Origin of the sequence: Tamlana sp. I1 (assembly GCF_015355625.1) — a bacterium.
Taxonomy (GTDB): domain Bacteria; phylum Bacteroidota; class Bacteroidia; order Flavobacteriales; family Flavobacteriaceae; genus Pseudotamlana.
Genome location: NZ_JACLAF010000009.1, coordinates 17,614 through 32,417, shown reverse-complemented (window position 1 = coordinate 32,417; position 14,804 = coordinate 17,614). Strand labels below are relative to the sequence as shown.

At 34.7% G+C, this 14,804-nt stretch carries 8 protein-coding genes; 4 read left to right on the top strand and 4 right to left on the bottom strand.

Features of this window, described 5'->3' with window-relative positions:
• The first annotated feature begins 8 nt into the window (after positions 1-8).
• Complete coding sequence (locus H6X70_RS09415; protein WP_194767431.1) at positions 9-590, top strand: tRNA-(ms[2]io[6]A)-hydroxylase; 582 nt, start codon at positions 9-11, stop codon at positions 588-590.
• Here the strand turns inward: H6X70_RS09415 and H6X70_RS09410 are convergent.
• The 4 genes from H6X70_RS09410 to H6X70_RS09395 form a co-directional block, all read right to left on the bottom strand.
• On the bottom strand, positions 587-1,150 hold the full coding sequence (locus H6X70_RS09410) for a porin family protein (protein ID WP_194767430.1): 564 nt from the start codon (positions 1,148-1,150) through the stop codon (positions 587-589). The two genes, H6X70_RS09415 and H6X70_RS09410, sit on opposite strands and share 4 nt — an antisense overlap.
• Before the next feature lie 219 nt (positions 1,151-1,369).
• On the bottom strand, positions 1,370-2,275 hold the full coding sequence (locus H6X70_RS09405) for a Ppx/GppA phosphatase family protein (protein WP_194767429.1): 906 nt from the start codon (positions 2,273-2,275) through the stop codon (positions 1,370-1,372).
• A gap of 1 nt (position 2,276) precedes the next feature.
• On the bottom strand, positions 2,277-4,343 hold the full coding sequence (gene ppk1, locus H6X70_RS09400) for a polyphosphate kinase 1 (protein ID WP_194767428.1): 2,067 nt from the start codon (positions 4,341-4,343) through the stop codon (positions 2,277-2,279).
• A 141-nt stretch (positions 4,344-4,484) separates the two neighbouring features.
• On the bottom strand, positions 4,485-4,970 hold the full coding sequence (locus tag H6X70_RS09395) for a SixA phosphatase family protein (protein ID WP_194767427.1): 486 nt from the start codon (positions 4,968-4,970) through the stop codon (positions 4,485-4,487).
• A gap of 448 nt (positions 4,971-5,418) precedes the next feature.
• On the opposite strand from H6X70_RS09395, the gene H6X70_RS09390 reads away from it, so the two are divergent.
• The 3 genes from H6X70_RS09390 to H6X70_RS09380 are packed head-to-tail and all read left to right on the top strand — an operon-like array spanning position 5,419 to position 14,598.
• The gene (locus H6X70_RS09390; protein WP_194767426.1) at positions 5,419-11,730 is read left to right on the top strand and encodes a gliding motility-associated C-terminal domain-containing protein; all 6,312 of its coding nucleotides are present in this window, start codon (positions 5,419-5,421) and stop codon (positions 11,728-11,730) included.
• Between the two features lie 10 nt (positions 11,731-11,740).
• Positions 11,741-12,667 (top strand): type IX secretion system membrane protein PorP/SprF, encoded by a 927-nt coding sequence (locus H6X70_RS09385; protein WP_194767425.1) that lies wholly within the window; start codon positions 11,741-11,743, stop codon positions 12,665-12,667.
• Between the two features lie 11 nt (positions 12,668-12,678).
• Positions 12,679-14,598, top strand: coding sequence for an OmpA family protein (locus H6X70_RS09380; protein WP_194767424.1), 1,920 nt, complete (start codon positions 12,679-12,681; stop codon positions 14,596-14,598).
• Positions 14,599-14,804: the final 206 nt, after the last annotated feature.

Genomic DNA, 14,804 nt, shown 5'->3' with positions numbered 1-14,804 from the left:
TATAAAATATGCTCGGACTAAAATTACCAACAGACCCACGTTGGGTAAATATCGTAGAAAAAAACATTGAAGAAATTTTAACCGATCATGCTTTTTGTGAGCAAAAGGCAACAAGTACAGCTATTTCTTTAATTGTAAGTTTTCCAGAATATACCGATTTAGTTCAAGAAATGACTGCTTTAGTAAAAGAAGAGATCAGTCATTTTAAAATGGTTCATGATAAAATTATTGAACGTGGTTGGGTTCTAGGGCGCGACCGTCGTGATGATTATGTGCTACAACTGGTTAAATTTTTCCCTAAAGGCGGAAGCAGAACGACGCAGTTAGTACACCGTTTATTGTATGCCGCTTTAATTGAAGCACGTAGTTGCGAACGTTTCAGGCTGCTCTCTGAAGAATTAGAAGATAAGGAATTAGCAACATTTTACAGAAACCTAATGGTTAGCGAAGCCAATCATTATACTATGTTTTTAGGTTTTGCGAGACAGTATGGCGACAAAAAAGAAGTAGACACCAAATGGCAAGCCCTACTTGAATATGAAGCTGAAATTATGCGAGATTTAGGTACTTCAGAAACGATACACGGTTAGAATTTATAGCCAACACCTATTTGAAGGTTTCTGTTTTTAGCATTAAATCCTGAATTTTCTTCAAATACATTTCTTAATCCGTAAGTATACCTCATGTCTACAAAAATGGCATAATTAATTTCATAATCAACACCCACAACCCCTGAGTAGGCCATATTTACAGCATTATCGCCAACTTTATCAACTTTAAGACCTATTTGTGGTCCTAAACCAGCATGTAGCTTATTCATTAATCTGAATCTGAACAAGATTGGCATTTGAATATAATCAAATTGTAATTCTTCAACACTTGCACCTTCAGCTGAAAACTGCAATTCTGGAGCAACAGCAATACCTTTAGACAATCCTATATTGGCTAAAAAACCAATATAAACCCCAAGCCTATGGTCATTTTGATACGGAACATCACCTTCAAAATCTAAATTTGAAATATTAAAACCGCCTCTAACACCAAATTTAATGTCTGGTTTTACATAATGCTGATTATTTTGTATGGTGTCCTGTGAAAACCCTTTAAAAGTTAGTAAAAACAAAACAGGAAGTATAAATAGATGTTTCATAATGGTATAGGTTTAATGTGTTTGTATATAGATTGATACAAGATGGTCGTTTTATAATACTTTAAAATATTTTATTGAGAGAAAAGAGGAATTCTGAATGTAAAGTAATTTCATGCTTTAGTAGTATTTAAGCGATAGTTGGGGTATCGAAATATTATTAAAGCGAATATATATTATAAATATAAACCCATACAACAATAAAAGGTGAAGTGCAGAATTTTACTGTGTATTGCTTGAAACCGTATCGTAGTATATACTTTTAATGATACCATCTGCTAGTCCGATTTTTGGAACATATATGTTTTTGGCACCACTCCATTTCATAGCAGATAAATAGATTCTCATAGCAGGAATGATTACATCGGCTCTATCTTGGTTTAAATCTAATTCTGTAATACGTTCTTCGTAAGAATAAGTTTGAAGCATGTTGTAATACGAACTCATGTAAAAATAAGTTAACGGTTTTCCCATGGCTTTCCCTGAAATCTTAAAAATTTTATTAATATTTCCACCAGAGCCAATTACTGATATTTTATCGTATCCTAAAGCATTTGAAGAAATCCACTCGCGTAATTCTTGCCAGGCTTCATTTTTAACCATATCGTTAAGCAATCTTACGGTTCCTATTTTAAAAGATCTAGAAGCTACCGATTTTCCTTGATCGATTACGGTAAATTCCGTACTTCCACCACCTACATCAACATAAAGGTAGGTTTTGTTAGGGTCGATATATTTGTTTAAATCTGTTGCTGCAATTATTGCTGCTTCCTCTTCACCTTCAATAACATCGATGCTTATTCCAGATTGCTCGAAAACTAAATCTACGATTTTTTTTCCGTTAGCCGATTCTCGCATCGCAGAAGTTGCACAAGCTTTATATTTTACAACTTTATGAGATTGCATCAATAATTTAAAGGCCAACATGGTATCTAAAATACGCTGGGTATTTTCTTTAGAAATCTTATTCTTTACAAAAACATCTGCTCCTAAACGAATAGGCACCCTTACTAAAGAGTTTTTCTTAAACTGTACAGGACGCCCCTTTTGTTCAATAATATTAGAAATAAGTAATCGAACAGCGTTTGAACCAATATCGATGGCAGCATATTTTTTTATTGAAAGCATATTAGTTTTCTAATTTTTTAAGATAATAATCATAAATAGCATATTGAGATCTAATTTTCTCATTGTTATTTACACGATATTCATTTTCTTGAGAATCGTTTAATATGCGAGCTTTCACATTATCACTCCAACAAATATTAAACGTATCAATAATTTCTTGTTTAATGTCTTCATCATAAATAGGACAACTTACCTCTACTCTATTTTCAATGTTTCTTGTCATCCAATCGGCAGACGAAATGTATAATTTCGGATTACCATTATTCCCAAATATATAAATTCTAGAATGTTCTAAAAACTTATCTACTACGCTAATCACTTCAATATTTTCACTCATTCCTGGAATACCAGGAATTAAACAGCATAAACCTCTAACAATCATTTGAATTTTCACCCCGGCTCTACTAGCTTCATACAGTTTATCTACCATATCATAACTAGAAATACTATTCATTTTAAGACGAATAAGACCTTCTTTACCAAGACGAACATTTTCAATCTCTTTATCTATAAGCTTGAAAACTTCTTTTTTGGTATAATGAGGTGAAACAATAAGGTGCTTGTATTTATTTATTTTATAATTGGTTTCGAAGAAACTGAAAATTTTATCGACATCTTTTAAAATCTTTTGATTTGCTGTGAATAGCGTGTAATCTGTATAAATTTTAGCTGTAGATTCGTTAAAATTCCCTGTGCTTATAAACCCGTATCGGTTTATTTTTTTAGCTTCTTCACGCTCGATAACACACATTTTGCTATGCACTTTAAGTCCTGCAACTCCAAAAATAAGATTGACACCAACTTCTTCCATTTGCTTGGCGTAATTGATATTAGCTTGCTCGTCAAATCGTGCTCGTAATTCAATAGAAACCGTTACTGATTTCCCGTTAATTGCAGCATTAATTAGTGAACTTGCTATATGTGAAATTTCCGCTAGACGATAAATGGTAATTTTTATGGTTTTTACTTTAGGATCTAAAGCTGCTTCTCTTAAAAATTTCACCACATAAGAAAAGGTTTGATATGGAGCGTGCAGTAAATAGTCCTTTTTAGCAATAGCTTTAAAAATACTGGTTTGTAAGCTTAAGCCTTTTATAGGAAGCGGTTCTATTTTGTCGTATAATAAATCGGTTCTGCCTAAGCTCGGGAAGCCCATATAATCACGCCTGTTATGGTAACGCCCTCCAGGAATAACACTATCAGTTTCATCAATGCCCATTTTAGACATTAGGAATTGCAAAGTATCTTTATGAATGGTTTTATCGTAAACAAATCGAACAGGTTCACCAACTTCACGATGCTTGACACTATCGGAAATTTTATCAATAAAACTTTTGCTTAAATCACTTTCAAAATCTAATTCACCATCTCGAGTAATCTTAATCATATGAGCCGAAATACTCTTATAATCGAAAATATTAAAAATATCACTCAAACAGTGACGTAACAAATCGTCTACAGCAATTATATAAAACTTATCACCTTGCTTTGGAAGCACCACAAATCGGTTAACAGATTTTGGTATTTCTATTAAAGCAAATTGTTTTTTATCGCCAGGCATTAGCATTCTAACTGCCAAATAAGCACCACTATCTTTTAAGTTTGGTAACACAACTTCATCATTTAGAATAATGGTTACCAAAGCAGGACTAACTACTTTTAAGAAGTATTCTTTTATAAATTCATGTTGAGCGCCGTCAATTTGAGTCTCGTTGATAATATAGATATTCTCTTCCTTGAGTTTTTTTCCTATGGTTTGTAAAATATCTAAACTCTCACTTTGCTGAGTAATTACAATTTGCGTAATAATTTCCAGCAATTCTTTAGCCCTAATACCTCCTAGTTCGCTTTTAGCGCCTTTACCTGCTTCAACAATACGTTTTACAGTAGCGTAACGCACTTTAAAAAACTCATCTAGATTATTAGAAAATATACCTAAAAAACGTAACCTTTCAATTAGAGGGACAGCTTCATCTGCTGCTTCTTGTAAAACTCTTGCATTAAATTGTAGCCAACTTATTTCTCTATTTATATAACTATTATTTATTGAAGGGGCTAATTTGGTCATTCAGCAGTTTTTAATTATTTCATTAACAAATATATTGCATTTCACTTAAATATGGCTTAGGAAAACATTGCGTAATTATTAAAAATACGCGCTAATTGATAACAATTTAAGAATGTAACTTAGCCAAATATCATGCAGGTTTTATTTTAATTCTTTTGGAAAAACGGTTCTAATAGTGCGACCTTTTTCAATTTTATTCCATTGATTCGTATTAAATTCAATCTCTACAAAACCGCAAGTTGGCACATTATCTATAAATAAATCTCCGTAAGTATTTACAAAATCTGTAATGGCATGGTTATGTCCAAAAATCATGAGATTATTTACAATGTCATCACATGATTTAATAAAATCGATTAAATTATATCCAGCGAAGTCATACAAATCATAATTAAAGCTCACTAGATTAGAATTTATTTGAAGGTTTTCTATAAAAATTTCAGCAGTAGATTTTGCTCTTATAGCATCACTTGACGCTAATTTATCAATTTCTAGTTTTGAACCTATTAAGTGGTTTGAAACAAGATGGGCATCACTAAAGCCCCTTTCATTAAGAGGTCTTTCATGATCAATCACATCAAATTCCCATGATGATTTTGCGTGTCGTACTAATTTTAAATTCTTCATTATTAATTTTTTAAAAAACCATCAAATCATCCATTTCTTAAGATTATTGTTTTTTTTGATTTCTCCTAAAATCACAGCAAAATTATTAATAAAAGTATTAAAAACACATGAATATGCTTAATACAAAATCACTAAACGTTAAAAAACTTATTCTACCGATTAACTGTTTTTAACAAACTCTTAAACGAATATTTAAGTGATTTAACATTTTTTTTTGAACATCATCTAGCATATAACTTCATTTGTTACACCTACAAAACATAAGTGTATGACCCCAAACCGAACCAAAAACAAAAATTACAACATTGGCATACAGTGTCTTCCCTCTCTCGTTAACAAAAAACAATTATACCGTTTAATCTTAAATAGTTATTTCTATTAGTAAAATTTAGAAATGATTACATAGCATTAAACCGTGAATATATATTATAATTTTATTAGGTACAATATGAAAAATAATTACAATTGTATTTCGGTCTTAACTATAAAAAAAGCGTTAATTATCGCCTTTTTTGTAATGTTTCCTACGCTTATTTTCGCACAAACAAATGCACCATCAATTCGATCAGGTGTTACTTTTGGATGGTCTGACACACAAGGTGCAAATGATGATATTGCTGCCACCATTCAATCCATTACTGTTAACGGTACTGTGTATAATTCTTTTGTTGTTCCTACCGGTTATAGTTTAGATGTACTTGGAGTTCCTGGTGATAATGATAATAAAATCCGAAAAAATAACACCAGAGTAATTAACACATCTCTTAATCGCCCCCTTTGGAATGCAAGAGCACTAGAAGCGTTTCAGGATAAAAACTTAAACCACTATTTCACAGCTAATCGTAATGGTGATGATATTTGTAATGACTATAACTCAACTTCCTCGACTAGTACCATTGCTCAAAGACAATCTATACATTACGACCCAGCTATCCCATCAAACGCAGGTGGTTTATTGGGGGTAACAGAAAGAGGCGGAAATAACTGTTTTTATATTGAGGTTTATGGATACCCTAAAGGAACAAATGGAGGCACTGAAGTAAAACTTGGCAGCACTTTTGTAAGGAATCTTCCTAATAGACAAGACTATGAAAGTTGCGATTCAAACATTATTGCTCCTGTTGATGAAACAGACTACTGGAAATCTGATCGATGTAATGATAATGGACAATCTATTGCTATTGCATTATATTACTTAGACGAATTGGCTGAGACAGGCTCCTTAATAACAAGAATTGAATTTGTGGGAGCAACAGCAGATCATGGTGATGGAAAGTTCTTTCTGATTCAAAAATATGCAGTAGACCAACAGCCTATAGAATGTTTAGGTAATATATATAATGGCGATTTAAAAGAGCAAAACAGTGCTCCTGCAAAAACTAAATATGAATTAATATCAGGACCAGATGTAGCTGGAGCCCAACCATTTGAATTTCACCCTGATGGCACCTATACTTATTACCCTACCAATGGCTTTATGGGCGAAGTTAACTTTACATATAAATTATGCCTTGTTCATCCAAATGATAAAGTCTGTGAAGAAGGCACTGTAAAGCTAAATTATGTTGCACTCCCACCAGAACCGAAATACGCCATTACTTGTAATAGTGCAGATAATTTTACACTTGAAATTACAGAACCTGTTTCAAGCAACGCTGGAGAATATGAATATTCAATTGATAATGGCGTAACCTATCAATCTTCAACTACATTTTCAAATTTACCAGAAGGCTCTTATTCCTTAAAAGTAAAAAGCGGACTTACAAGTTGTGAAAAAACCAATGCAACAAATCCAGTTATCTTAACTAATCTTGGCTTATCAGGTATTGCTACAGGTATAACTTGCTCTGCCGATACTACGGCTAGTATAGATATAACCGTAACAGGAGGTGCTACACCTTATTCTTTTATGTGGAGTAATTCCGCAACCACGGAGGATTTATCAAATATTGGAAAAGGAACTTATACTGTTACTGTAACCGATGCTAATGGTTGTACTATTTCCGATTCATTTACTGTAGATGGTGATGATGAAACAGCTCCAACTATAACAAGTCCTGCTAACGAAACCATTGAAGGCTGCGGAACCGATGCGCTTGCCGCTGCTGGACATTTAGCATGCAGCACAACAGCTGTGGACATCACCTTAGCGCAATTACAAGCCGCTTTTGATGGAACCGGAACTGCTTCGGATAATACAGGAGGTAAAGGAATTAAAAATATTAGTTATAAAGATACCGAATCTGGAACCTGCCCTATAATTGTAACAAGAACTTATACGGTAATTGATAACTGCGATAACACGTCGTCTAGTGCTCATACCATAACTATAGATGATACTACTCCCCCTTCAGGAACTGCACCAACAGGAGTTGTAGATGCCGATGTTTGTTATAATGATGCTCAAACAAATTACCCTTTTGTGGCTAACACTATAGCTTCAAATTATACCGATAGTTGTACAAACCCAGTAACAGTAAACCTTACAAATACAGCCTTAACAGGTGATGATTGTGCATGGACACTTATTTATACATACGAAGTTGTAGATGATTGTGATAACAAACTAGAAAATCAAACAATTACACATACAGGAAAAGATCAAACTAAACCAGTAATTGATAATTCTAGTTTAAGTAATATTGTGATTGATTGTGGTAAAGACGACCCAAGCAAATTAACCAATTGGTTGGCTTCACATGCAGGAGCTACTGCAACAGATAATTGTAGTACGATAACTTGGACTAACAATTATGGTGGAGATACAAGTACACAATGTTTAGCTGCACAACCTATTTCTGTTATATTTACTGCTACTGATAGCTGTGGAAACAAAACTGATATTACAGCAACTTATACCATTCAAGATGTTACTCCTCCTAATATTACAACAGCAGCAGCAAACAAAACAGTAGCATGTGATGGTTCTGGAAATACTAACGAACTAAATAATTGGTTAACAACCAACGGTGGTGCTCAAGCAACCGATGAATGTTCTACAATTAAATGGACCAACAATTATGCGTCAATTTCTGATGGTTGTGCTGAGACAGGTTCTGTTTCTGTTACATTTACCGCAACGGATGCTTGTGGAAATTCTGAAAACACCACTGCGACTTTCACAATCGAAGACAAAACAAATCCTACATGGACGGTTGAACCAACTGATGCCACTGTAGAATGTGATGCTTCAAACTCAACTACTGCATTTAACGCATGGTTAGGTTCATTTAGTGGTACAGATACTTGCGGAACAGCAACGGTAACTCACAACAGCAACGGTCTGTCTGATCTTTGTGGTTCTACAGGAACTGAAGCCGTTACTTTCACGCTCGAAGATGAATGTGGAAATAAAATCACTAAAGATGCTACTTTCACAATTGAAGACAAAACAAATCCTACATGGACGGTTGAACCAGCTGATGCTACTGTAGAATGTGATGCTTCAGATCCTACTACTGCTTTTAACGCATGGTTAAGTTCTTTTAGCGGTACAGATACTTGTGGCACCGCAACTGTAACTCACAACAGCAACGGTCTGTCTGATCTTTGTGGCTCTACAGGAACAGAAACCGTTACTTTCACGCTTGAAGATGAATGTGGAAATAAAATCAATAAAGATGCTACTTTCACAATCGAAGACAAAACAAAACCTACGTGGACGGTTGAACCAACTGATGCTATTGTAGAATGTGATGCTTCAGATACAACTACTGCTTTTAACGCATGGTTAAGTTCTTTTAGCGGAACAGATACTTGCGGAACGGCAACGGTAACTCACAACAGCAACGGTCTGTCTGATCTTTGTGGTTCTACAGGAACAGAAACCGTTACTTTCACACTTGAAGATGAATGTGGAAATAAAATCACTAAAGATGCTACTTTCACAATCGAAGACAAAACAAATCCTACATGGACGGTTGAACCAACTGATGCTACTGTAGAATGTGATGCTTCAAATCCAACTACTGCTTTTAACGCATGGTTAAGTTCATTTAGCGGAACAGACAATTGCGGAACGGCAACGGTAACTCACAACAGCAATGGTCTGTCTGATCTTTGTGGTTCTACAGGAACAGAAACCGTTACTTTTACTCTTGAAGATGAATGTGGAAATAAAATCACTAAAGAGGCTACTTTCACTATTGAAGACACCACCGCTCCTATTATAGACAATACAAACATCGCAGATATAGAAATTATCTGTGGATCAGGAGACACGCAAAAACAATTAACCGATTGGTTAAATTCAAATGCAGGAGCAACAGCAACAGATAGTTGTAGTTCAATAAAATGGAGCAATGATTACGATGGTGATAACCGAGTAAAATGTAAACTAGAAAAAGGAATTAGGGTTAATTTTACAGCTGAAGATGAATGTGGTAACACAAGCGTAACATCTGCTCTTTTTCACATAAAAGATGATATTGCACCAACTATTACAAAACAAGCTACTAGTTTAACTGTAGAATGTGATGGTTCTGGAAATATTGCTGACTTGAATGCTTGGTTAACCTCTAATGCTGGTGCCACAGTTACTGAAGATTGTTCGGTAATAGTATGGTCAAATAATTACACATCACTTTCAGATGATTGTGGAGAAACAGGTTCGGCTACAGTCACTTTTACTGCAACCGATTCTTGTGGCAATTATACCGAAACAACAGCTACTTTCACAATAGAAGATACTTTAGCGCCAAATGCGCCAAGCACTCCTGCCGATGTTGCTTACCAATGTTTAAGTGATGTGCCTGCACCAAGCAATTTAACAGCAAATGACAATTGCAGCGGAACTATAACTGCTCTAGGTGTAGATAGTGTCGATAATAGCAATCCTTGTAAAGTTCTAATAACAAGAACCTGGACCTTTACTGATGATTGCAATAATGCAACGTCAATTGCCCAAACTATTACTGTTGAAGATACAGCTCCTCCTGTTTTGGATCTTCCGGTAAATGTTTCTGCGCAATGTAGTGATGATTTAAGTCCGATTTCATTTGGTACAGCAACGGCTACCGATAATTGCGATCCTAATCCGGTGATAACTTTTAACGATGTAAGAACCGATGGTGCTTGTTCTGGAACTTATAGTATAACACGTACTTGGACAGCTACAGATAGTTGTGGAAATACTGTTTCAGCAAATCAAATCATTTCAACTTCAGACACCACAGCACCTGTATTTGATCAAACTAGTTTACCTGCTGATGTTGTAGTTGAATGTGATGGAATTCCAGCTGCTGAAACATTAACCGCTTCTGATAATTGTGGATCTGCTACAGTTACTGTTGATGAATTAAGAATTGATGGCAACTGTCCTTCAAATTACATTTTAAAACGTACTTATACTGCGACCGACGATTGCGGAATAACCAATACGCATGTTCAAACCATTACCGTACAGGATACCACTGCGCCTACCTTTGTAGATAGCCTACCTGCTACGACTCTAATTGTTGAATGTGATGCTGTACCTACCGCTGAAACATTAACTGCTACAGATATCTGTGGATCGGCTACTGTTTCCGTTAACGACACCAGAACTAATGGAAACTGTGCTAATAACTATACTCTAACTAGAACTTGGACAGCTGTAGATGAGTGTGGATTAACTACAACACATACACAAATAATTACGGTACAAGATACCACCGCACCTCAGTTTGTTGAAACACTACCAAGAGACGTTACAGTAGAATGTGATAATATTCCGGTTCCAGCAATTATAACGGCTACAGATAATTGTGGAGATGCAAAAGTTACAAGTGTAGATGTTAGAACAAACGGAACTTGTATTAACAATTATACCATTACTAGAACTTGGACTGCTGTAGATGAGTGTGGATTAACAGCTACTCATACGCAATTAATTACCGTTGAAGACACAACTGCTCCTGTACCTTCAACTTCATTTGAAACGGTTTTAGATGTAAGTTGTACAGATATTCCTGAGGCACCTAATATGACCTTTGCTGATAACTGCTCTTCAAATATTACAGTTGATTTTAATGAAACCAATTCCTTTGATGAAAACAATTTTGTTGATTATGAAATTATAAGAACTTGGTTGGTTACCGATGAATGTAATAACTCAGAAACCTATACCCAAACACTTAATGTGACATTAGATGAAATATATACAGAAATTGTTGCACCAGATACTTGTTTTCAAGATGGTATTGTAGATCTGCAAGCATTAATCTCAGAAGACCTTAACACTAAAGGCACCTGGGAAATTGTTGAAGGTACTTCTGCTGCAACACTTAACGGAAATCTTTTCGATCCAACTATTATTAAAATGAGTGAAGAATTCCTTCCTGGAAGCGGAGGGATTAATTACCGATTCAGATACACTACAACAAATAATGGCTGTATAAGTGTTTCAGAAATTGTTATGAACCTTCATGCAGACTGTATTGTACTTCCATGTGGTGAAAATGATATTCAAATTTCAACAGCTATTACACCTAACGGTGATGGTTACAACGACACTTTTGATATTAAAGGCATTGATTTATGTGGGTTTGTTGCTGAGGTTAAAGTGTTTAACAGATGGGGTGCACTAGTTTACGAATCAAACAATTATACGCTTGGTAGTATAGAAACTTCTGGAGCAAAAGGAGACTGGGATGGCTCTGCTCCTAGTTCATCTATAGGATCTAAGGGTAAATTACCAACAGGAACATACTATTACATCATTAACTTAAAAAATAGCGGATTAAGTCCATTGACTGGCCCTGTTTATATAGGAACCAAATAAAACCTAACCTATGAAATTTTTTAAACATAACATATTAGCCATAGCGTTGTTAAGTTGCGCATACGGATTTGCACAACAAGCACCGCAATTCACACAATATATGTACAATACAATCTCTATTAACCCTGCCTATGCAGGAAGTCGAGATGCTTTAAGTATTGTTGGGTTACACAGAAGCCAATGGGTAGGATTTAAAGGTGGACCAATTACACAAACACTTTCTATTCATTCACCTCTAAGAAATGACAGAATTGGATTGGGTTTATCATTCATTAAAGACGATTTAGGGCCTCAGAATTTCACCTATGTGTATGGCGATTTTTCATATTCTATTCCAACAGGCCGTAATGGTAATCTAGCCTTTGGTATTACCGCTGGTTTTACTCAATTTAGTTTCGATTCTAGTTTCCGATTAGATGGCGATAACCCCAACGACCCGCTTATTTATGGTACCGAAGACCGATGGGCGCCAAATATAGGAGCAGGTGTTTATTGGAGTACCGATAGGTTTTACTTTGGTTTATCAACACCTAGAATTTTAAATAACGATTCACATACTGAAAATGGTTATGAGGCTTTAGAGCGCATTAGTTACTATTTTACTGGTGGTGTGGTACTTGATTTAAGTGAGAGATTTAAATTTAAGCCAGCCTTTTTAATTAAGGCCACTAATGGTGCGCCAGTTTCATATGATTTAACAGCAAATTTTTTATATAACGAAAAGTTTTGGATAGGTGGTTCCTACAGAATTAATAGAGAAACTGCAGCCATAGGTGGAATTGTAGATTTTCAAATATCAAGACAATTACGAATTGGATATGCTTATGAAAAACCCATATCTGAAATTGCTCGATACACAACAGGAACACACGAACTTTTACTCATGTACGAATTTAAATTCATGAGTACTAAATTAAAATCACCTCGTTATTTCTAACACTTATTTTTATGAAAAATAAAAGTTACATCTTAGTTTTTATCGCTTTAACAATTAGTTTTTCAGTGTTTGCTCAACAAGGAAAACAGAAACGCGCGGATACCTTATTCAATAAATTTTCTTTTGTAAAAGCATCAAAAGTTTATCAAGACCTGATTAAGAACAATTATAATAAAGATTATGCAACTCGAAAATTGGCCGATTGTTATGCGCTTTTAAGAGATCCTAGAAATGCTTCTAGGTATTATAAAAGCGTTGTAGAACAAAAAAATGTTCCGATTGAGTATTATTATAAATACGCGCAATCGCTTCGAGGCATGAAAAAATATAAAGAATCCGAACAATGGCTTCAACGTTATAAAGACTCTGGCGGTGTAGTAAATAAGAACGATTTTACTAAAGAAGCTAACTTTATAAGCAGTGTATTTGGTGCGAAACAGCAATACTTTTTAGATAAAGTTAGGTTTAACTCAAAATACAGCGACTTTGGTGCATTTGAGTTTAACGGGAAAGTTTATTTCGCTTCTTCTAGAGATGAAGGTGTGGCTACAAAACGACTTTATGGATGGAACGAACAACCTTTTCTAGATGTTTATGTTGCCGATGCTGGAACCAGAAAAAATGTTGATTATTCTGCAAAAGTTCCAGGAGATGTTAATTCCATTTATCATGATGGCCCTGTAACCATTACAAAAGATGGTAAAACCATGTACTTTTCTAGAAATAACTTTACTGAAGGTGTTGAAAGAAAAGATAATAAAGGGATGACCAACATGAAATTATACAGAGCGCATTTGGTTGATGGTTTATGGACTAATATTGAAGATTTATCAATTAATAGTGATGATTACTCAACACAACACGCTGCATTAAATAACGATGACACTAAATTGTATTTCACTTCAGACAGGCCAGGAACTTATGGAGGTTCAGATATTTGGGTGGTAGATATTAACCCTGATGGAAGTTTAACTAATGTTCAAAACTTAGGAAATGTTGTTAATACAGAAAACGCTGAAGGCTTTCCGTTTATCAACAAAGAAGATGTATTATTCTTCTCTTCCGATGGTCATGTTGGCTTGGGCTTAATGGATATTTTTGCCGCTATTAAAGGTGAAGAAGAAGGCTCGATTGCCGATGTTATTAATTTAGGGATTCCTGTAAATTCAAATGCCGATGATTTTGCTTTTACCATGAACCCAAATGGTATTACAGGATATTTTGCATCTAACAGACGTGGTGGTCGTGGTAGTGATGATATTTATGCTTTTCATAGAGAACCTGTTCTGCATGTAGAGGGTGTCGTTTCAGATGCGATTAACTCCAACCCTATTCCTAATGCTAAAATTACTTTGTTTGATTCAAACGGTAAAGAAATTGCCTTTATGGAAACCGATGAAAACGGTTATTATCAAATAAATATCGACAGAAATAACGATTATAAAATTGTAGCCAGTCAAGATAAATATATTATTGATTATCGCAATTTCACCTCTAAAAACATTCAAACAGAACTTGTTAATATTAAAGCAAACTTATTGCTAAACCCGGTACATAATGTTGTAAAACTTGCGGAACTTAATACCATTTATTTCGATTTCAACAAGCATAATATTAGAGAAGATGCGGCTTTAGAATTAGACAAAATTGTGGATTTAATGACTAATGATTACCCTGAAATGATTATTAGAATTGAGTCACATACCGATTCGCGTGGTGCCTTAAGTTATAACGACAAACTATCAATTGACAGAGCAAATTCCACTTACGATTATTTAATATCAAAAGGTATTGATCCTGCAAGAATTACAGCGCATGAAGGCTTTGGTGAACGCAGATTAACCAACGGATGTGAAAGTGGTGAAGATTGCGAAGAAGCAGATCATCAATTAAACAGACGTACTCAATTTATTGTTGTTAAAATGGAATAATAATAATAATAAGAGGCTGTCTGAAAAGTAAACTTGATAAATTTATTTAATTAACTTTTCAGACAGCTTCATTTTAAAAGTTTATTCAAATTAAAACCCATGACATTAAAAAACTATATCACAGTAGGTGCCACATTACTCGCTAGTTTGTGTATTATGGGGTAAAATAGCTTTTCAGAAAAAGACAGTTTTAAAGGTCATAACAA